The organism is Thalassococcus halodurans (genome assembly GCF_900108225.1).
GTDB lineage: Bacteria > Pseudomonadota > Alphaproteobacteria > Rhodobacterales > Rhodobacteraceae > Thalassococcus > Thalassococcus halodurans.
Genome location: NZ_FNUZ01000002.1, coordinates 616,213 through 636,551, shown reverse-complemented (window position 1 = coordinate 636,551; position 20,339 = coordinate 616,213). Strand labels below are relative to the sequence as shown.

Here is a 20,339-nt window from a genome sequence, read left to right as displayed (position 1 = left end):
CGTCCAGATTGTCAGTTGTAGGAAGGTGGATTTAGGCGTTGGTTGTTTTGGCCTCAAGGGCCTTTGCGATGACATCTTCAAAGCTAGCTTCGTCGGTGACAGTTGCCATATCTGATGCCGGAACGGTGATGCCCCAATTGTTGGCCATCGCCTCATATCGTGGCTGGCGATGGGCCAGAGCCTGCGCATATGTCCAGCGGATGAAGGCATCAGGGTCCACATCGTCGGGTTTGGTGTTCTTCTGGTCCAGATAATCGTTCCAGACGCGTGTCAAGAACGCTGGCTGATAGGCCATCGGCTTGGGTGCGCGGTCAAAGCGGCGAACCAGTTCTTCGGTGTGGTCCTCGGTTCCTTTGATCCAGACCATCAGGCAGTGTTCTGACAGATGTTTCAGGATCGGATCATTGGGATTTTCCGGATCGACCCATTCACAGATAGAACCGCCGGTGTCGCAGATGAAATGCGGGTAGCCGTATAGGTCCTGCGCGCGCTGGATGAAGTAACCTGTATCCAGTAGCGCCTGTTCTTCGGCGCGCGCGAACTGGTCCTGACGGGTGCGGTACACATCGATCGGGGTGCCGCCGGCATCGGGATTGCCGGGTTTTCCAAGATATGTGGACACAGGTGTCAGGTTCTCGAACGAGATGTTCGAGCCGATATAGATCGAATCCGACCGCAGCAGATCACGCAGGAAGGGGACCTTCATCGCCTCGCGTTTCGCGTTGTCGATGATGTATTCGCCCATATAGCGGGTTCCGATGCGGTAATCGATGGAATAGTGGAACCATTTGCCACTGTCGCGCAGCAGGTTAGACACATGGGTTTTCCCCAAGCCGGACATCGCAAAAAACAAAATGCGTTTTTGCGGGGCATCGCGCCACTCTTTGGCAGAGGAATACAACATGGTCGGGCCTTCGAATTGGAACTTCGTCTTCCGTGATGGGTAGTCAGAGCGGCGGGGCGCTTCAACAAAAAAACCGCCCGGCAGTGCCGGACGGTTTTAGATCGGGCATTTAGGCCCTGATTAGAAGGACATTTCAGCCTTAAAGCCGACGCCCCAGACGTGGTTGTCTTCGAACGACGCTGCTTCACGTCCGCCAACTTCAGCCAGCGCATCGCCAACCTTGGTGTAGTTTACACCGCCAGAGATGTTCAGCGGGCCTTCCGAGTAAAGTGCGCCGATGCTGACACCGAACAGACCGTTGGTCGGCCCGAGCGGGGATACGAGGTTATCTTCGCCCTCGGGTTCGTACGTCAGCGTGATCGAGGATGCCAACGCATCAGAGTAACGGCGCGCCAAACCGATTGAGTAGCGGTGGCTGTCGTCAAGGTTCACAAGGTCGGAACCAAGTGCGTCGGGAATAACGTCCACAGCCGAAAATTCAGTCCAGCGGTAGCCAGCTGTCAGAAGCGTATTGGCTGCGATACCTGTCTGGAATTCAAGGTTCACAGACTGCGGTGTCACGTATTCAACGTCGCCAGTAACAACGGCACCAAAGATGTTTTCCGTTGTCTTTGCTTTGTGCTGGATCTCGGGCGAGTATGTCAGAGCAAAGCGCAGCGCGATCTCGGGGATCTCGTATGCCGCACCCAAGATGTAACCAACCTTGGTGTCTTTCTCCATGTCGAAGGAGTAGCCGCCTGTCGTCAGAAATGTACCGGCCTGAGTGGCCACAGCCGTGCCCAGTGCGCTAACCGCTGCCAAACCACCCAATGCCGCGATGGCGTCTGGATCACCTTGCAAAGCTGCGCCAAGTGTCTCGGCCTCAACGCCAGGCGTTGCGCCAGCGACTGCGTTGACAGCGATTGCACTGGCGTAAGACGTACCGTTCAGGCTGACTTCGCCCTCAACAGCTTCGCCCTTGATGCCGCCGAAGAAGCTGATGCGATCGTTCAGTTTGAAACGTGCAACAAAGCTGATTGCTTGGCTGTCCAGATCTGCACCTGTCCCGCCAAGGTTCGAAATGAACGGGTTGGTGTTGTAGGAAACGTCCGCGCCATACGGCTGATCAAAGATGACCGAGTAGTTCACTTTGTCGTTGATCGAATTCGTGTAGCTCAGGCCGATTTGCGAGTAGTTGTTGCCAACGTCATAGCTTGCGCCTTGGCTGTCTGTACCCGTGATGCTGGGTGCGACATAGCCGAACGACAGGCTGGCTGTGTTATCGTCTGCGAAGATCGCAGAAACGCTCTGACCAGAGCGGTCGAGACCACCGGCCGATGCGACGCTTGCCATCATCGCGAGGCCAGATACGCCCAAAAACAGATTTTTCATCTGAAGGTTCCTCATCCCTTTTGTCCTGCACTAAAGTCTAGGTGACGCATTTGTTATCGGTCAATTTTGACCCTGCGTTAGCTTTGTGCGAATCCGCACAAAGCGTCGCTACGTCACTAATTTGTCACAAACGTGTTTCGCGCCAGATATTGTAGTAATTGGCGCCGAAAATGATGGTCGCACCTAGCAGTACCATCGGGTCCAGAGGCTCTTTGTAAAGAAGCATGCCCACGATCGCGATAATGGGAAGTCGTGTGAAGTCGATAGGAATGACGACCGTCGCCGGGGCGAGTTTCAAGGCATTGGTCAGACAGTAGTGCGCCAGCAAACCAGCCGCAGCAATCAGAACAACCCAAGGCCAGCTTTCGCCCGAGGGCAGGGCGATATCGCCATCAAAACCGGCAAATGCCAAGCCGAGGATAGCCTGCACACCCGTCAGGAAAAACAGAATGCTCGAAATGGACTCGGTCCGTGTCAGTTTGCGCGTGAATACGATTGTCAGGGCGAACCCGATTGCGGCCAAGGCGGCGGTGATGATGCCTATGTTGATCGTCTCGGGCGACGGGCGGGCGACGACCAAGATGCCGATGAACCCGACAATGCCCGCAATGATGCGGTGCTGGGTCAGCTTTTCGCCCAGAATGACAGTCGACAGGACAATCACCCAAAGAGGCGATGTGAATTCCAACGCAAACACCTGCGCCAAAGGGATCACTGTTATCGCGTAAAACCACAGGTTTTGGCCTGTGAAATGCGCGATGTTCCGAAAGACGTGAAGATCGAGTTTTTTGAACTGAACATCCTTCAGCCGGTCCGTAACCGTCAGGATGCCCACAACGATCGCAAAGCCAATCAGGCTGCGAAACAACATGATTTCAAAGGTGTCCAGCTCAAAGCTCACCTCGCGGCCAGCGACCGCCATCGACGTGAAAGAGGCAATCGCCCCGATCATCCACAGACAGGCGCGGACCGTGTTGCTCATTCAAGCAGACCTTTGGATTGAGTGTGGATCACTCCCACTCGATCGTTCCCGGAGGCTTCGAGGTCACGTCATAGGTGACGCGGTTGATGCCTTTTACCTCGTTGATGATCCGCGTGGCTGTTTCGCCAAGGAAATCGTGGCTGAACGGGTAATAATCCGCAGTCATCCCGTCGACAGACGTCACGGCGCGTAAGGCGCAAGCGTAGTCGTATGTGCGACCATCGCCCATGACTCCGACTGTGCGAACCGGAAGGATCGCGACAAATGCCTGCCAGATTTCATCGTAAAGGCCGTGCTTGCGGATTTGGTCGATGTAGACCGCGTCGGCTTTGCGCAAGATTTCCAGTTTTTCGCGTGTGATCTCGCCAGGACAGCGGATGGCAAGGCCGGGTCCCGGGAAGGGGTGGCGGCCGATAAAGCTGTCAGGCAGGCCCAGTTCACGACCAAGGGCGCGAACCTCGTCTTTGAACAGTTCGCGCAGTGGTTCGACCAGCTTCAGGCCCATTTTCTCGGGCAAGCCGCCTACGTTGTGGTGCGATTTGATCGTTACCGACGGACCGCCAGAGAAGGACACGCTTTCGATCACGTCCGGATAGAGCGTTCCTTGGGCAAGGAATTCAGCGCCATCGATAGTGTCGGCGTGTTTCTGGAACACGTCGATAAACAGCTTACCGATGATCTTACGCTTGGTTTCCGGATCGCTTTGACCGTCCAGTTCGCCAAGGAACAGTTCGCTTTCATCCGCGTGGATCAGCTGGATGTTATAGTTGTCGCGGAACATAGCGACGACTTCTTCAGCCTCGTTCTGGCGCAAAAGACCGTGGTCTACGAAAACGCATGTCAGCTGATCGCCGATCGCTTCGTGGATCAGAACCGCCGCGACCGAGCTGTCAACGCCGCCGGACAGGCCGCAGATGACCTTTTTGTCGCCGACCTGTTCGCGGATTTTACGGATCGCTTCTTCGCGATAGGCACCCATGGTCCAATCGCCCGAGAAGCCTGCTTCGCGAACGAAGTTTTCATAAAGCGTTTTGCCGTTCGGCGTGTGGTGCACTTCGGGGTGGAACTGCACCGCGTAGAAGCGGCGGTCGACATCGGCCGTGATGGCAAAAGGTGCGCCCGGAGATGTGCCGTAAACAGAGAAACCCGGTGCGATTTCAGCAACATGGTCGCCGTGGCTCATCCAGACTTGTTCACGTCCGTCGCCATCCATGAACCAGCCGTTCAGGAAGGAAAGGCGTTCGTCTGCGGGGCTCACATAGGCGCGGCCAAATTCAGCGGTGCCTTCGCCAGACACAACCTTGCCGCCCAGATCGTGCATCATGACCTGCTGGCCATAGCAAATGCCCAGGATCGGAACACCAAGATCGTAAACCGATTTCGGCGGACGCGGTGATCCTTCACGTGTGACCGAGTCCGGGCCGCCGGAGAAGATCACGGCTTTGGGCGCGAAGTCAGCCAGAAACGCGTCGGTCACGTTCTGGTAAGGGTGGATTTCACAATAGACGTTCAGTTCCCGCAAGCGGCGCGCAATCAGCTGCGTTACCTGCGATCCGAAGTCGATGATGAGAAGGCGGTCATGCTGGGCGTTTTCCATGTCTCGGCATTAAGCCGAGGCCGGATTTTGCGCAAGAGGCGAGTCAGTGATTTTTGTGCGGTTGGTTCCTGTGGAAAGTGACGTTGGCCTAAGGAAATGTCGGTTTCCACTCTCAGACGACGGAAACAGGCCAAGAATGGTCGCTGTGCTGGGCTATTGAGGCTTACCAAAATGCCGAAGGCGCAGAAAAAAGCCTGACACCAAGGGATTCAAAGCATGACAGATGTAGCGCAACGCAGACGTTCTCGGGGAACAGGAGGCGGCGCGGCTCGTCGTGCCGAACGTACGGCAGTGAATGTCGAAGTGGCGCGTTTTATCACGCGCAACATTCCGAACTTCGAAGTGCTGACAGAAGAAGCCATCGAAGTCATCGAGTACAACGCCGAAACCGTTCTGGAAGAGATCGGCGTCGTCTTTGCCAATAACCCTGCTGCTCTTGATCGCTGGCGGGATGCGGGTGCGGATGTTGACGGTGATCGTGTGCGCATTCCGCGCGGGCTGGCCCGCAAGCTGTGCGCAACTGCGCCGTCGACCTTTACACAGCACGCCCGCAATTCTGATCGCAACGTCGAGATCGGCGGCAAAAACCTTGTTCTGGCACCGGTCTATGGCCCGCCTTTCGTGCGCGATATCGACGGTGGCCGTCGCTATGCCACCATCGAAGATTTCCGCAAGTTCGTGAAGCTGGGTCACATGTCCAAGTGGCTGCACCACTCGGGGGGCACAGTTTGCGAACCGACTGACGTTCCGGTGAACAAGCGCCATCTGGACATGCTTCTCGCGCATATGACGCTGACAGATAAGCCGTTTATGGGGTCGGTGACCGAGCCGTCCCGTGCGCAAGACAGCGTTGATATGTGTAGCATCCTGTTCGGTGAAGACTTTGTTCAGCAGAACACGGTTATGACCAGCCTGATCAACATCAACTCGCCCTTGACGTTCGATGACGTGATGATGGGCGCGCTTGAGGTTTATGCGAAAAACAATCAGGCCTGCATTGTGTCGCCGTTCATCGTGGGTGGTGCCATGGCGCCGGTATCTGTGGCCGGCACTTTGACACAGGTTCTGGCTGAAACGCTGGCCGGTGTGGCCTATAGCCAGCTGATCCGCGCCGGCGCACCTGTGATCATGGGCGCCTTTGTGACATCGATCGACATGAACTCGGGCGCGCCGACATTCGGCACGCCCGAGGCATCGCAGATCACATATGGGGCAGGGCAATTGGCCCGTCGTCTTGGCCTGCCGTACCGGTCCGCCGGTGGTTTCTGTGGCTCCAAGCTTCCCGATGCGCAGGCAGGCTATGAAAGCGCGAACTCGTTGAACATGGGGCTGTTGTCTGGCGTGAACTTTATGCTTCACTCTTGTGGCTGGCTTGAAGGTGGCCTTGTGTCGTCGTTCGAAAAGTTCGTGATGGATGCCGATCAGCTGGGTGCGCTGCACCACATGGCAAAGGGCGTTTCGATAGACGAAAACGCGCAGGCGATGGACGCCATCCGTGAAGTTGGCCCTGGCGGCCACTTCCTTGGCTGTGACCACACGCAGCGCAACTTCAAAGAAGCGTTCTGGCGGTCGAACCTGTTGGACTACAAGCCCTTCGAGCAATGGAGCGAAGAAGGCGGCCGCGACACCGTCACATTGGCAGCCGAGAAGGTGCAGCACATGCTGAACACATATCAGCCGCCTGCGCTGGACGTGGCGATTGCTGAAAATCTGGCGGCCTACGTGGAACAGAAAAAGGCGTCTATGCCAGACGCCTTTGCGTAAATCTCGGCTCGATTTTCCTAGACCATCTCGGGCTGTGCCACTTGGTGCAGCCCTTTTTCTTTGATATGTTGAAAACTCAGCTCAGCCAACAGAGCGGCCAGCACATCGACATGTTGGCTGACTGAATAGCTGAGTTCACCTTCCTTGCGGGACTGTTCGATGTCGCGTTCCAGACCCGACAGTTGATCGAGGATTTTCACGCCGTCGCTCAGGTCGGAATGCCCCAGCAATCGCGGAAGGTGGATGCTTCGGTGAAACTCTTCCGCTCCGATGCGCGCGGCGCGTACCAGAAGGCGTGGGCGACGTAGGCTGGACAGATTGCCAAAGTGATTGTGCATGACGTTCCTCGTGTTCTCAGGCCGTCATTGTTTGCACGAGAATGCGGGGCGTTGCCGTCGAGGTAAAACCGTACGGTGGATTCACCATTGTTTACCTATCAGAAACGACCGTTGAGAAAGCGGAAACAGTTAATTTTTCCGTAACAAAATCGCGCATAGGTTGCATAACAGTTTGTGGGTAATTTTGTGGATTGAATTTAGACGGGGGTCAACATGACTATCGAAATGGTTGTCAAAGCGGAACGTAGCTTGCCGAATTGGGTGCCTGACGCAGCCAAAAATTATATCGCGCATACCGAGTACGGCGAAAGTCTTCGGGCTGTGGCGCGACGTCAGAACTGTCATCCGTCGACAGTCCTGCGGCAGGTACGCAAGCTTGAACAGCGTCGGGACGATCCGTTGGTGGATGCGGCGTTGCGTGGTCTTGGGGAATGCGGAAATTTTGAAGAGGGCGTAGATCAGTCCAAGGATAAATCCGATATGGTCAACCCTCTGAAAAGCGCGGCAAACCCTGTTAGCGAAGAGCGTCTGATGAAAGATGCGTATCGCATCCTTCAGGTGCTTGCCCAGCCCAATGCTGTGTTGGCAATTGCCGCTGAAATGCAAAAAGCAGTGGTTGTGCAGGGCTCGGATGCGACCGACAATTTCGGAAAACAAGTGGTCGAGCGTGATGTGGCCGAGGCCATGGCGCTGAAAGACTGGATTGCTTGCAGCACCACGGGACGGGTGTCGAAGTACCGGATTACGCCTGCGGGGCGAAGCCTTTTGAACCAGCTGACCGCCAAACGCGAAAACAAAGTGCGTGGCTTTGCAGAGTCTCAGGCGGGCTTTGATACGCGCCGGGCCCGCAGCATTGATCTGCCTGACGCTTTACAAGCGGGGCTGGAGCGGAATGGACGGTTTGTTCTGCCCGAAAGCCCGCTGGCGGCGCTGTCGCGACGTCGGGATAAAGGCGGTGATCCGTATCTGAAGGATTTCCACGTGCGTGCGGGCGAAAGGCTGCGTGAGGATTTCGAACTGGCCAAGGCAACCGTGCCGGATCGGGCGGAATGGTCGGAACTGGAGGCATCTGGTTCCAAGGCATTTCTAGCGTTTCCGGGCGAAGATGATGCAGGCAAGGGGGCTGTTGTGGCTAAAGGCCGTCTGATTGCCGCGCTTGAAGATCTCGGGCCGGAATTATCTGAAATCGCTTTGCGCTGCTGCTGCCTTTTGGAAGGGCTTGAAACCTCGGAACGTAAAATGGGTTTTGCTGCGCGTTCCGGCAAAGTTGTTCTGCGGATCGCTTTGATGCGTCTGCATCGCCACTACAATCGCGAGGCGTTTAATGGCGGTGACTTGATCGGCTGACGAACCAGCAAAACGGCCCTGCCGAACGGGGCGGTCGGGCCGCACGGGTCGCGAGAGCGCAAGGGGCAGAGGATACTCTGGAAAGGGGGCGCTCATCGCAAGGCCGCTATGCCGAAGCAAGTACTGGCAAACGCCTCTGCCACGCACTACTATGGCTCCAAAGTATTAAGGAGCTGAGAAGCGATCATGCGTGATCTGAAAATTCCAAGCCAGCGTCATCCGGAAAAGGCGCATCGGCCCGATAAGGCTCAGCCCAAGAAGCCTGATTGGATTCGTGTACGCGCACCTGGCGGCAAGGCCTATGCAGACACGCGCCGCATTATGCGGGACAACAACCTGACCACGGTTTGTGAAGAAGCGGGTTGCCCGAACGTTGGCGAGTGCTGGTCACAGGGCCACGCCACCATGATGATCATGGGCGAAATCTGTACCCGCGGCTGCACGTTCTGCAACGTGGCTACCGGTCGTCCCGATGCGCTTGATGTGTTTGAACCCGGTCGCGTTGCCGACGCAGTTCAAAAGCTGGGTCTGAACCATGTGGTCATCACATCGGTTGACCGTGACGATCTGGATGATGGTGGTGCGGAACATTTCGCGCAGACCATTCGCGCCATTCGCCATCGGTCACCCGACACAACCATCGAAATCCTGACGCCCGACTTCCTGAAGTGCGACGACAGCGCGTTGGAAATGGTGGTTCAGGCACGCCCCGACGTGTTCAACCACAATCTTGAAACCGTGCCCGGCCTGTACCCGAGTGTTCGCCCCGGCGCGCGGTACTTCCATTCCTTGCGCCTGCTTCAGCGCGTGAAAGAATTGGATCCGTCAATCTTTACCAAGTCTGGCATCATGGTTGGTTTGGGCGAGGATCGTTCGCAGGTTCAGCAGGTGATGGACGATATGCGAGCAGCCGACGTAGATTTCCTGACCATCGGTCAGTACCTGCAGCCGACGCCAAAGCACCACCACGTTGATCGTTTCGTGACGCCGGAAGAGTTCGAGGCTTATGAAAAGGCCGCGTGGGGCAAAGGGTTCTTGATGGTGTCTGCAACGCCGCTGACGCGCTCGTCTTACCACGCGGGCGACGACTTTGCCCGTCTGCGGGAAGCGCGCGAGGCCAAACTGGCGCGCAACTGATTTGGCCAATTAATCGGCGGTTGGCAGGGCCTTTAGGTACTGTGCGACCGCCGTGCGATCTTCGGCGCTGAGTTTTGCGAAGTTATCGACGACTTCGACCATATGGCCACCGACGCTATCAAAGTCGGGCGTAAAGCCGGATTCAAGATAATAGGCAATGTCTTCACTCGCCCAATCCAGTTGATTGGGGGTTAGTGCGGGGATGCGTCCGTCACCAGCAGGATTAGGGGCACCGGCCAACCAATTGTTGCGATCCAATCCGCCGAGCGCGTTGCGCGGGCTATGGCATTCCCCGCAATGTGCCAAGGCCTCGACCAGATAACGTCCTTTGGTTTCTGCTTCAGTCGACACGTTTTGCACGACCCATTCATCGGACATGAATAGCAGCTTCCATCCCCCCAAAGAGGCGCGGATGTTAAATGGAAAGCCGACTTCGTGTGGTTGCGAAGGCGCGTCCGACGCAGGAAGCGTCTGCATATACGCCCATAAGTCGACCACGTCCTGATCCGTCATTTTGGTGTAGGACGTGTAGGGAAATGCGGGATAGTAGTGTGCCCCGTCCGGCGACACACCTTTGGTGACCGCGCTTGCGAATTCGGTCAGGCTCCAGCCTCCGATCCCGTGTACCGGATCACTTGATATGTTGGGGGCGATGAACGTCCCAAAGTCGCTGGGAAACTTCTGTCCCCCAGTCAAAATCAGCTTGGCATCCTTTTCTGCGTCCGGTGCATGGTGGCACGAGGCACAGCCCGCAGCGGTAAAGACGGTCTGTCCGTTATCCGGATTGCCGCTCAGTGCGGCGAACCGGTCTTCGTCAACGGGCGATGCACGTAGCACGCCCCACGCAACGCCAGAGCCGACAGCAACCAATGCGAGCAGAATGCCAAGCTTGTTTTTCATATCAACCGTTTAGTTTGCAGATGCCCGATAGGTATCATGGCAGGCTTTGCAGGTGCCGCCAATCTGACCCAGCGCCGGACCAATGGCTTCTCGCCCCGTGCCCGCGACCGAGACGAGGTTCTCGGCAGCTGTTCCCAATGCATCCCACTTAGACGAAAAGTCTGCGAAGTCATCCCAAATCATGGGCAGCGCGCGCGTGCCATCAATGGACATATTGTCAGACCCTTCGGGCCAGAGAGCGGCCTGATGCACCATTGAAACGCCATGGATGCTGTGTGCTGCTGCTTCGGCGGCTGCGGCGTCGTAATCCATCTTGCCTTTGGCCATATCGCCAAGAATGCCAAGGTTTATCGCCAGAATGCGGAACTGGCCCTGACGGGCTTTCAGATTTGCTGAAAAATCTTCCTGTGCCATGGCACTGCCTACAAATGCGATCGAGGCGGCGGTGGCAAACGTTAAAATGGCCTTCATGGTGTGTCTCCTATTCAATCTATGCGTTCACGTTACGCATGACCTGAAAAAATCAGGTGACACATTTCCGTGAACGCATGTTTTAAGAGACGTCTTGCCGATCCTTAGCTGCGTCGGCGCGACACAAAGCGCGGCAACATCGCTGAAAAGTCACGACCCTGTCCGTCTTCGTCTTCAACAAACTGGCGGTACTGTTCTGCCGCAAGCTGGCCCATCGGCGTATCCGCGTCCGCGCTGGATGCCGCGTCCTGCGACAGACGTAGGTCCTTCAGCATCAGTTCTGCGGCAAACCCAGGTTTATAGTCGTTGTCCGACGGCGATGTCGGGCCAACACCCGGAGCGGGGCAGTAGGCGTTGATCGACCAGGATGCGCCAGAGGACGTCGAAACAACGTCGAACATCGCCTGACGGTCCAGACCCAGTTTGTCGGCCAATGCAAACGCTTCGCAGGTGGCGATCATGGTGACGCCAAGGATCATGTTGTTGCAGATTTTTGCAGCCTGCCCGTTGCCCGACGGGCCGCAATGCACGGCCTTCTGACCCATGATGTCGAACAGCGGCTTTGTCTTGTCGAACGCCTCGGCGCTGCCGCCGACCATAAAGGTCAGCGTGCCAGCATCCGCGCCGCCTACACCGCCGGATACGGGGGCATCTACGGGCATGACACCCAAAGCTTGGGCTTGTTCCGCAACGGCGCGCGCGCTGTCGACGTCAACGGTGGAACAGTCCGCGAATACCGCGCCAGCAGACATCACCGGCAGGATTTCATCAGCCACGGCGCGTAGGATCGCGCCGTTGGGCAACATGGTTATGACCACATCCATACCCTTGGCGGCTTCTACCGCGGTGCCAGCTTTGGAAACGCCCTCAATTGACACATCTGCTGTATCGAACCCTGTCACCTGATGTCCGGCGCTGGCCAGATTGCGCGCCATATGGCCGCCCATGTTGCCCAAACCGATGAATCCGATCTTCATTGCCGTCTCCTCTTGATGGAACTGAAGCTTAATGCCGGGAATGGGGCGCAGCATCTTGGACACATCCACCAAAGGCAGCGCCTCAAGCTTGCGCGTCCATTGCGGGCTGCGATCCTTGTCGATGATTGCGGCACGGATGCCTTCCAGAAAATCGCCATCTTCGTGTGCGCGATGGGTAAAGCGGTATTCAAGCTCAAGCGCCTTTTCGATGGTGGGTGTTCCCATGCGCAGACGGTGCAGAATTTCCAACGTCGCGCCCATGGCCAACGGGTCGTTCCGTTTAAGAACCTTTAGGCTGGCATCGGCAAAGTCGCTGGGCATCGCGACAAAGCCGTTCAGAATGTCGCCCAAACGTTCGCCACCGAAATAGCGGTTGATCTGGTCTTGTCGCTTGGCCAGTTCGGATTCTGGGGCAGGGGCGCTGTATTCCTCAATGGCGGTCACATCACCGGTGGTGATCAGCGCGGCTTTCAGCAATTCCCATTCGTCCTGCGGCACAAAGCGATCGGCAAAGCCTGCATAGATCGCGTCACCCGACTTCATGCGCGTTGCCGTCAGCCCGAGGTATTCGCCCAGCCGTCCGGGGGCCGAGGCCAGCAGATACGTGCCGCCCACATCTGGAACCAAACCGATTCCGCATTCCGGCATCGCGATCTGAGAGGTTTCACAAACAATCCGGTGCGATCCGTGGCAGCCAACGCCAACCCCGCCACCCATGGTGAAGCCGTGCAGAAAGCTGACGATCGGCTTCGGGTATGACGCCATGAAAGCGTTCAAGCGATATTCATCGCGCCAGAACTGACGGCCATATTCATATTCGCCCGCAGTACCGGTGCGATACATCTCGGAGATATCGCCGCCTGCGCAAAACGCCCGATCTCCTGCACCTTCAATAATCACCAGTGCCACATCGGGATCGCGCCGCCACGCCAGTAGCGCCTCTTCGATGGCTAGGCACATCTCATAGCTGAGCGCGTTCAGCGCGTCGGGGCGGTTCAGCGTGATGCGACCTGCTTGGCCTTGGGTGGTGATCAGGATGTCTTGCGTCATAAATCGGTCCGGTTCGTCTTGGGTCTGGTCACGCGACCATAGTGCGCGCAACGATCATGCGCATAATTTCATTGGTGCCTTCAAGGATCTGGTGCACCCGTAGGTCACGCACGATCTTTTCGATGCCGTAATCCGCCAGATAGCCATAGCCGCCATGCAATTGCAGACATTGATCCGCAACCTTGCTGCCTGTTTCAGTGACGAACTTCTTGGCCATCGCCGCGTATTTCGTGGCCTCAGGGTGGCCCGTGTCCACCATCCATGCCGCCTGCCGCAGCATCGTACGTGCCGCGGTCATTTCGATTTCCATATCGGCCAATCGGAACTGCAAAGCCTGGAACTGGTCGATGCTTTTGCCAAAGGCCTTGCGTTCGCTCATATAGGCCAAGGTGCGGTTCAGCGCATCCTGAGCGCCACCAAGCGAACAGGCCGAGATATTCAGGCGGCCACCATCAAGGCCCATCATGGCATAGCGGAAGCCCATGCCTTCTTCGCCCACAAGGTTTTCGGTCGGAATTTTGCAGTCGTCGAACTGGACCTGACGGGTGGGCTGGGATCGCCATCCCATTTTGTCTTCCAACCCGCCATAGCTCAGGCCGTCGGTGCCCGCGTCGATATAGACGGTTGAGATGCCCTTGGGGCCCGCATCACCGGTGCGGACCATGCAGATATAGCCATCGGAATACCCGCCGCCCGAGATAAACGCCTTTGTGCCGTTCAGCGTGTAGCCTTCGTTCGTGCGGTCTGCGCGGGTTTTCAGAGCCGCTGCGTCCGAGCCCGATCCCGGTTCGGTCAGACAGTAGCTCAGCACCTTTTCCATGCTGATGGCATCGGGCAGCAAACGCGCCTTCATTTCGTCCGATCCGAATTTGTCGATCATGCCCGCGCACATGTTGTGGATCGACAGGAATGCCGCGACGGACGGGCAGGCCATCGACAGGGCCTCAAAGATCAAGGTGCAGTCCAGGCGCGACAGGCCAGCGCCGTCGTTTTCCTCGGATACGATCAGCCCGCCAAAACCGAGTTCGGCCAGTTGCGGCCACAACTCTTTCGGGATGGTTCCGTCTTTTTCCCACTGCTGGGCATGGGGTGCGATGTGTTCCTGACCGAACGCATAAGCCATGTCGAAAATAGCCTGCTGGTCATCACCGAGCGCAAAATCCATCGGCTCCTCCTCCGTTGGAAAGTGTCTGAACGTTTGTTCATTTTTTGGCAGGGTTTTGGGAGCTTGGCAATATCCGGAATGCAAAATGATTTTGCGTGGATGCGGCAAAGGAAAGACGCGGGCTGACAATCAGGTTGGTTCGCTATGCGGACTTTCACGACTTTCGCTGGGGCTTCGCAAATGGCTACTTAGCATTGAATGAATGGTCACAAGCGGCCTTTATTCGCCAAACAGAGCAAACATACTTTGTGTGAAGTTCATGTATTGGCTAGTTCTATGGTTCCGACAATTTTGGAGATTTGAACGTTGGCTGGAGTGCGGCCTTCTAGAGCGTATATCACCGGCATTTCTTTGATCGGGCTATCTGGAAACTCATGGATATCGTCACCCTGTTCCATGAGCTCGACCTCTAGCCATCGACCGTCATCGGAGATTTTCTGTATACGATGAATTGGTAGGACGACGTTGTTGTCCATTAAGAGACCGAAGTACCAATAATCGTTGGCCATCCTGTTGACGAACCAGGCGGGAAGAACCTCAGACATCTTCCCTGGCTCATCGATCATGGTCACTTTCTTTGTAAGCACATCAAGCTGGCTTTGAGCGACGGTAGCAGAAAGTTCAGCGGCGTTCGCCGCACGTCTGGCTGACCACCAACTGAAACCAGCAACGGCCAGAGCGCCAAACGCTATCACGTCATCAACCCCGGCGCTTAGTAGCAACTCTTTGATCGCACTCATTTCAAAGCCTCCAATGCACATTTCCAATGCTCGACAATCTATTGGTAACGGGAGATCAGTCTATCGGAAACGGCCCACCTATGCGGACGAAAATCACCCCAGAGTCGGTCATTTTTGTCGACTCAGCCAATCAAGCGAATGCCGCGCAAGATTTTTGTTTCGTAAACCCTTGGCAAAACCGCGTTTGATTTTTGGCACTCTATTGATCCCCTTTCCCAAGACCGGACCTTTGCCACACTGCGGCAACTTCGTAGGCAGGGCTTGAAGCGGACATTCGCTGCGCGTTCACGATATGGCTGATGTAAAGGGTAAAATGGCTTGCCGATAGACACAAAAAAGCCCGCAGGATGACCTGCGGGCTTTCTGTTTCATTTCTTTAAACGCATCAGTCCATGGCTTTGAAGTTGAACTCGCCACCTTCTTTGATGCCCGAGAACCACCGCGCCGTGACGGTTTTGGTCTTGGTGTAGAATCGGAAGGCGTCGGGGCCGTATTGGTTCAGGTCACCGAATGCCGATTTCTTCCAGCCGCCGAAGGTGTGGTAGCTCAGCGGAACAGGGATCGGGAAGTTGATGCCGACCATGCCGACGTTCACGCGGTGCGCAAAGTCACGGGCGGTGTCACCATCCGCTGTGTAGATCGCGGTGCCGTTGCCATAGGGGTTGTCGATGATCAGGTTCAGCGCGTCTTCATAAGTATCCGCACGAACCTGGCTCAGAACCGGACCAAAGATTTCTTCTTTGTAGATGTCCATGTCAGGCGTGACGTTGTCGAAGAAGGACGGGCCAACAAAGAAGCCGTCTTCGTAACCCTGAAGCTGGAAGCCACGACCGTCGATCAGCAGGTCTGCGCCTTGCTCAACGCCCGAGTCGATCAGACCTTCGATGCGCTGTTTTGCAGCCCCTGTGATGACGGGGCCGTAGTCGACTTCTTCGTCAGCAGTGTAGGGGCCGACTTTCAGCTTTTCGATGCGAGGGGTCAGTTTCTCAACCAGCTTGTCGGCTGTTTCCTTTCCAACGGGAACCGCAACCGAGATCGCCATGCAGCGTTCGCCAGCCGCGCCAAAGCCCGCGCCGACCAGAGCGTCAGCAGCTTTGTCCAGATCGGCGTCCGGCATGATGATCATGTGGTTCTTTGCACCGCCGAAGCACTGCGCGCGTTTGCCGTTCGATGCTGCGCGGCCATAGATGTATTGCGCGATCGGGGTCGAGCCAACAAAGCCGACAGCGGCGATTGTTTCGTTGTCGAGGATCGCGTCAACGGCTTCTTTGTCGCCGTTCACAACCTGCAGAATACCATCGGGCAGGCCCGCTTCTTTCAGCAGTTCGGCCAGACGCAGCGATGTGGACGGGCAGCGTTCGGACGGCTTCAGGATCATGGCGTTACCCGAAACGATCGCAGGTGCCATTTTCCACAGCGGAATCATTGCCGGGAAGTTGAACGGCGTGATGCCGGCTACAACACCCAGCGGCTGGCGCATGGAGTACAGGTCGATGCCCGGACCGCCATCATCGGTGAACTCACCTTTCAGCATGTGCGGCGCGCCCATGCAGACTTCGACCACTTCCAGACCACGCTGAACGTCACCACGGCCATCGGGCAGGGTTTTACCGTGTTCGCGGCTGACCAGTTCGGCCAGTTCGTCCATGTGTTCGTTGATCAGGGCACCGAACTTCATCATGACGCGCGCACGACGCTGGGGGTTGGTTGCGCCCCATGCTTTCTGTGCTTCTTCCGCTTTCGCGATAGCCGCGTTCATTTCTTCTACGGTTGCCAGTGGAACCTTGGCCTGAACCTCGCCAGTGGCGGGGTTGAATACTTCTGTGAAACGGCCGGACGTGCCTTTGACGTGCTCACCGTTGATGTAGTGGGTCAGTTCGGTCATCGAGTTTCTCCTCTCTCGGAATTGACACAAATAATAGTCTTGCGAATTTGCCCGATACAGAGGCAAGTTTTCAAAAAGGTTTTGCGAAAATGCGGGGGTGTGATCATGGACAGCTGGGACGATATGCGCGTGTTTCTTTCGGTGGCGCGGAACGAAAGTCTGTCAGGGGCAGGGCGTGTTCTGAAATTGGATCCGGCAACGGTTGGTCGACGCGTCGCGCGGCTTGAGGAAAATTTCGGAACGCCTTTGTTCATCAAAAGCCCCCAAGGCTACGCATTGACCGAAGCAGGTTTGCGTCTTTTGCGGCATGCGGAAGAGGCCGAGCAAGCGATGACTGCGGCCAACGAGGATGTGGCAGGTCGGTCCGAAGGTCTGTCGGGGCAGATTCGAATTGGTGCGCCTGATGGCTGTGCAAACTTCGTACTGCCGCAGGTATGTTCTGCAATTGTCGAACAAAATCCCGACCTTGATGTGCAGATCGTGTCCCTTCCTCGGGTCGTCAATCTGTCCAAACGAGAGGCCGATCTTGCCGTTGCTGTCAGTGCGCCCACGGCAGGTCGTCTGACGGTCCAAAAGATCACTGACTATAAACTGCATCTTGCCGCCAGCCGCGGCTATTTGCGGAACGCGCCGCCGATTACGTCGCTGGACGATTTGGCGGGCCACAAATTGATTGGCTACATTCCGGATATGATTTTTGACAAGGAATTGGACTACTTAGCGGACTTGGGTGTTGAACGTGTCCGTTTGGCGTCCAACTCGGTCATGGTTCAGTTTCAGTGGATTTTGGGCAATGCGGGCATGGGGATCGTCCATGATTTTGCCTTGGCGGGCATCAACCGTTTGACCAAGATTCTGCCCGAAGAATTGTCGCTTACCCGCAGCTTCTATCTGGTGCGCCATGCAGATGATCGGCGTCTTGATCGCCTGAACCGTTTCTCGGAATTGCTGAGCGAGGGCATACGAAAGGAGGTGCTGCGCCTTGAAGGTCTATCTTGACAGACGGGTGCGGCAATACGACGCTGTAAGGACAGTGCAATGACAAAAGGAGGAATTTGTCGTGCAGGTCCAACATATCTTGAAAAACAAAGCAGATGATGGCGTTGTCACTGTATCCCCGACGACTTTGCTGCGTGATGCGGCCAAAATTCTGGCGGAACGGCGTATTGGTACGGTGGTCGTTTCAGAAGATGGTGAAACGGCAGTCGGGATTTTGTCAGAACGCGACATCGTTCGCGTCCTGTCCATGCGTGGCGCAAGCTGCCTTGATGCTCAGGTCGACGAATATATGACCCGCAACCTTCAAACATGTGCCCGTGGTGACAGTGCGGACGATGTTCTGCGTCGTATGACCGAAGGTCGTTTCCGTCACATGCCGGTTCTTGAAGAGGGGCGCCTGGTTGGTCTGATCACCATCGGTGATGCGGTCAAAGCGCGCCTGACAGAATTGGCGATGGAAAAAGATGCACTTGAAGGAATGCTGACCAACAATTGGTAAAGGGTTCATTTCTCGGTTGCATCTGGTCGGGTAATATTGTTGCGTGCGCCGGAGAACTACGGAGGTCCGGCCATGCGAACAGGTCTTTATCCCGGAACTTTTGACCCGATTACAAAGGGTCACATCGATATCATTCGTCGCGCCACATCGCTGGTGGATCGTCTGGTGATCGGTGTTGCCATCAACCGCGATAAGGGCCCGCTGTTCACGCTTGATGAACGCGTCGCAATGATCGAGGCCGAGTGTGTGAAGCTTTCGGACCAGACGGATACCGAGATCGTCGTGCATCCGTTCGAAAACTTGCTTGTACACTGCGCCCACGATGTTGGGGCATCGGTGATCGTGCGCGGTCTGCGTGCAGTTTCGGATTTTGAGTATGAGTTTCAGATGGTCGGGATGAACCGTGCGCTGGACGATTCAATCGAGACCGTGTTCCTGATGGCAGAAGCCCGCCATCAGGCGATTGCGTCGAAACTGGTAAAAGAGGTTGCCCGTCTTGGCGGCGATATCTCAAACTTCGTGTCGCCCGCGGTACAATCAGCGCTGATCAAACGCCTTCACCCGTAAATCGCGCGGTAGGCGATTTCTTTTTCACAGCCATAAACTTCAAGGTCGAGCGCCACGCGCTGCGGCATCGAACGCAGTTCAGCCAGTGTTTTGCGGTAGGCCATGTGTTTTGCCAGTCGGGATTGAAGAGAAGTCAAAGTCGCCATTTCGGGTACTCCTAGAAAATGCGTCTCCCATGACTGCTATATTGACGATGCTGCACCGCAGCACAAATGACGGTTTTACGGATCGGGCATGCGTTTTTTGCAATTCTCGATCCTGCATCTAAGGGCCAGAAACGAAAACAGCAGGCCAATGGCCTGCTGCGTTGAGTGCGTCTATCTGATTGAAATCAGATAAATTTGGCCATCGCAACGGCGGTGTCCGCCATACGGTTCGAAAAGCCCCATTCGTTGTCGTACCAGCTCAGGATACGGACAAAGTTTCCGTCCATGACCTTGGTCTGGTCTGTGGCAAAGATCGACGAATGCGGATCGTGGTTGAAGTCCATGCTGACCAGCTTGGAGTCTGTCACGCCCAGAATGCCTTTTAGCGGGCCTTCTGCTGCCGCGTGGATCGCCGCATTGATTTCTTCGGCGGTCACGTCACGGCCAGCTTCGAAAGTCAGGTCAACCACGGACACGTTCGGGGTGGGAACGCGGATAGCCACGCCGTCCAGCTTGCCGTTCAGTTCCGGCAGAACCAGACCCACGGCTTTTGCCGCGCCTGTGGATGTCGGGATCATGGAGAGGGCAGCTGCGCGGGCGCGATACAGGTCTTTGTGCATCGTATCCAGCGTCGGCTGGTCGCCTGTGTAGCTGTGGATCGTTGTCATGAACCCGCGCGTGATGCCGAACGCGTCGTTCAGAACCTTTGCAACGGGGGACAGGCAGTTGGTCGTGCAGGATGCGTTGGAAACAACCAGATCATCTGCCGTCAGCGTGTCATCGTTCACGCCGTAAACGATCGTCTTGTCCGCTTCCGAGCAAGGGGCCGAAACCAGAACGCGCTTGGATCCGTTTTCCAGATGCAGAGCTGCCTTTTCCTTGGTTGTGAAAATGCCGGTGCATTCCATCACGACGTCAACATCGCCCCAGGGCAAGTCTTTGGGATCGCGGATGGCTGTTACGCGGATCGGGCCGCGGCCAACATCAATCGCGTCTTCGCCGACTTTGACCTCGACAGGGAAGCGGCCGTGAACGCTGTCGTATTGCAGAAGGTGTGCGTTTGTTTCGACCGGGCCCAAGTCGTTGATAGCGACGACTTCGACATCCGTGCGGCCGGATTCAATGATGGCGCGCAGAACGTTACGTCCGATGCGGCCAAAGCCGTTGATGGCTACCTTAACAGTCATAGGTGTGTGTCTCCGGGAGTTAGCGATACCGTTACCGCTAACAACCAAAGGCAGGCAATAAAGTCAACCTGGCGCGTGGTCAGAATTTTAGATTGTTAACGCCAAACAGCGACCCAATCCAAAAGGTCGATGCCTTTTTTGGCAAGAAACAGAAGGTGTTCGGGCCCGTAAAACAGATAATCCGCACCGACCGCCAGAAGCAGGCCAATTCCCAGATAAACCGCAATCGTGTTCGTCATACTCGTCTTCTGCCCGTTGCCCCTGATGGTTGTCTTTTGATGCCAGAGCCCACGCCCTAAGTCACGACCGGAAT

General features: G+C 56.2%; 20 protein-coding genes and 1 pseudogene. 6 read left to right on the top strand and 15 right to left on the bottom strand.

The features are described from left to right. Positions 1-31: 31 nt before the first annotated feature. From C4S59_RS08070 to guaA, 4 genes are all read right to left on the bottom strand, one after another. Positions 32-904 carry an ATPase gene (locus C4S59_RS08070; protein ID WP_103909953.1) on the bottom strand — a complete coding sequence of 291 codons (873 nt, stop codon included), beginning with the start codon at positions 902-904 and terminating at the stop codon, positions 32-34. Between the two features lie 120 nt (positions 905-1,024). Beyond that, positions 1,025-2,275 (bottom strand): hypothetical protein, encoded by a 1,251-nt coding sequence (locus C4S59_RS08065; protein ID WP_103909952.1) that lies wholly within the window; start codon positions 2,273-2,275, stop codon positions 1,025-1,027. Positions 2,276-2,399: 124 nt separating this feature from the next. Further along, complete coding sequence (locus C4S59_RS08060; RefSeq protein ID WP_103909951.1) at positions 2,400-3,257, bottom strand: DMT family transporter; 858 nt, start codon at positions 3,255-3,257, stop codon at positions 2,400-2,402. A 28-nt stretch (positions 3,258-3,285) separates the two neighbouring features. After that, positions 3,286-4,854, bottom strand: coding sequence for a glutamine-hydrolyzing GMP synthase (gene guaA, locus C4S59_RS08055; protein WP_103909950.1), 1,569 nt, complete (start codon positions 4,852-4,854; stop codon positions 3,286-3,288). Between the two features lie 216 nt (positions 4,855-5,070). Here guaA and C4S59_RS08050 point away from each other — a divergent pair, with 216 nt between their 5' ends. Then, positions 5,071-6,618, top strand: a complete 1,548-nt coding sequence (locus C4S59_RS08050) for a trimethylamine methyltransferase family protein (RefSeq protein WP_103909949.1) — start codon at positions 5,071-5,073, stop codon at positions 6,616-6,618. A 17-nt stretch (positions 6,619-6,635) separates the two neighbouring features. Here C4S59_RS08050 and C4S59_RS08045 read toward each other — a convergent pair whose 3' ends face one another. Then, positions 6,636-6,956, bottom strand: a complete 321-nt coding sequence (locus C4S59_RS08045) for a DUF6477 family protein (protein ID WP_200813184.1) — start codon at positions 6,954-6,956, stop codon at positions 6,636-6,638. Between the two features lie 213 nt (positions 6,957-7,169). Here C4S59_RS08045 and C4S59_RS08040 point away from each other — a divergent pair, with 213 nt between their 5' ends. After that, positions 7,170-8,303 carry a DUF6456 domain-containing protein gene (locus C4S59_RS08040; RefSeq protein WP_103909948.1) on the top strand — a complete coding sequence of 378 codons (1,134 nt, stop codon included), beginning with the start codon at positions 7,170-7,172 and terminating at the stop codon, positions 8,301-8,303. A gap of 186 nt (positions 8,304-8,489) precedes the next feature. Then, entirely contained in the window at positions 8,490-9,440 is a 951-nt protein-coding gene (gene lipA / locus C4S59_RS08035) for a lipoyl synthase (RefSeq protein ID WP_103909947.1), read from the top strand. A 9-nt stretch (positions 9,441-9,449) separates the two neighbouring features. Here the strand turns inward: lipA and C4S59_RS08030 are convergent, their stop codons facing one another. The 7 genes and pseudogenes from C4S59_RS08030 to C4S59_RS08005 all read right to left on the bottom strand — a co-directional run bounded on the left by C4S59_RS08030 (position 9,450) and on the right by C4S59_RS08005 (position 16,628). Then, on the bottom strand, positions 9,450-10,340 hold the full coding sequence (locus C4S59_RS08030) for a cytochrome c (RefSeq protein ID WP_103909946.1): 891 nt from the start codon (positions 10,338-10,340) through the stop codon (positions 9,450-9,452). A gap of 9 nt (positions 10,341-10,349) precedes the next feature. Further along, the gene (locus tag C4S59_RS08025) at positions 10,350-10,811 is read right to left on the bottom strand and encodes a c-type cytochrome (RefSeq protein ID WP_103909945.1); all 462 of its coding nucleotides are present in this window, start codon (positions 10,809-10,811) and stop codon (positions 10,350-10,352) included. A gap of 104 nt (positions 10,812-10,915) precedes the next feature. Next, positions 10,916-11,788: a 3-hydroxyisobutyrate dehydrogenase gene (mmsB, locus tag C4S59_RS19785; protein ID WP_234994733.1), complete on the bottom strand. Its 873-nt coding sequence runs from the start codon at positions 11,786-11,788 to the stop codon at positions 10,916-10,918. A gap of 57 nt (positions 11,789-11,845) precedes the next feature. Continuing rightward, a pseudogene (locus tag C4S59_RS19780) lies at positions 11,846-12,838 on the bottom strand (enoyl-CoA hydratase/isomerase family protein); the annotation flags it as partial. Between the two features lie 28 nt (positions 12,839-12,866). After that, positions 12,867-14,003, bottom strand: coding sequence for an acyl-CoA dehydrogenase family protein (locus tag C4S59_RS08015; RefSeq protein WP_103909943.1), 1,137 nt, complete (start codon positions 14,001-14,003; stop codon positions 12,867-12,869). Between the two features lie 257 nt (positions 14,004-14,260). Beyond that, positions 14,261-14,743 (bottom strand): hypothetical protein, encoded by a 483-nt coding sequence (locus tag C4S59_RS08010; RefSeq protein WP_103909942.1) that lies wholly within the window; start codon positions 14,741-14,743, stop codon positions 14,261-14,263. Between the two features lie 385 nt (positions 14,744-15,128). Continuing rightward, a complete protein-coding gene (locus tag C4S59_RS08005) occupies positions 15,129-16,628 on the bottom strand; it encodes a CoA-acylating methylmalonate-semialdehyde dehydrogenase (RefSeq protein WP_103909941.1) in 1,500 nt (499 codons plus the stop codon). A gap of 105 nt (positions 16,629-16,733) precedes the next feature. Here C4S59_RS08005 and C4S59_RS08000 point away from each other — a divergent pair, with 105 nt between their 5' ends. The 3 genes from C4S59_RS08000 to coaD all read left to right on the top strand — a co-directional run bounded on the left by C4S59_RS08000 (position 16,734) and on the right by coaD (position 18,693). After that, on the top strand, positions 16,734-17,627 hold the full coding sequence (locus tag C4S59_RS08000; RefSeq protein WP_103909940.1) for a LysR family transcriptional regulator: 894 nt from the start codon (positions 16,734-16,736) through the stop codon (positions 17,625-17,627). A gap of 61 nt (positions 17,628-17,688) precedes the next feature. Next, positions 17,689-18,126: a CBS domain-containing protein gene (locus C4S59_RS07995; RefSeq protein ID WP_103909939.1), complete on the top strand. Its 438-nt coding sequence runs from the start codon at positions 17,689-17,691 to the stop codon at positions 18,124-18,126. Positions 18,127-18,198: 72 nt separating this feature from the next. Beyond that, positions 18,199-18,693, top strand: coding sequence for a pantetheine-phosphate adenylyltransferase (coaD, locus tag C4S59_RS07990; RefSeq protein WP_103909938.1), 495 nt, complete (start codon positions 18,199-18,201; stop codon positions 18,691-18,693). Here coaD and C4S59_RS19650 read toward each other — a convergent pair. The 3 genes from C4S59_RS19650 to C4S59_RS19645 form a co-directional block, all read right to left on the bottom strand. Further along, on the bottom strand, positions 18,684-18,839 hold the full coding sequence (locus C4S59_RS19650; protein WP_200813183.1) for a hypothetical protein: 156 nt from the start codon (positions 18,837-18,839) through the stop codon (positions 18,684-18,686). The two genes, coaD and C4S59_RS19650, sit on opposite strands and share 10 nt — an antisense overlap. Positions 18,840-19,024: 185 nt before the next feature. Next, entirely contained in the window at positions 19,025-20,026 is a 1,002-nt protein-coding gene (gene gap / locus C4S59_RS07985) for a type I glyceraldehyde-3-phosphate dehydrogenase (protein ID WP_103909937.1), read from the bottom strand. 95 nt (positions 20,027-20,121) lie between these two features. Beyond that, positions 20,122-20,265 carry a hypothetical protein gene (locus C4S59_RS19645; RefSeq protein WP_200813182.1) on the bottom strand — a complete coding sequence of 48 codons (144 nt, stop codon included), beginning with the start codon at positions 20,263-20,265 and terminating at the stop codon, positions 20,122-20,124. Positions 20,266-20,339: the final 74 nt, after the last annotated feature.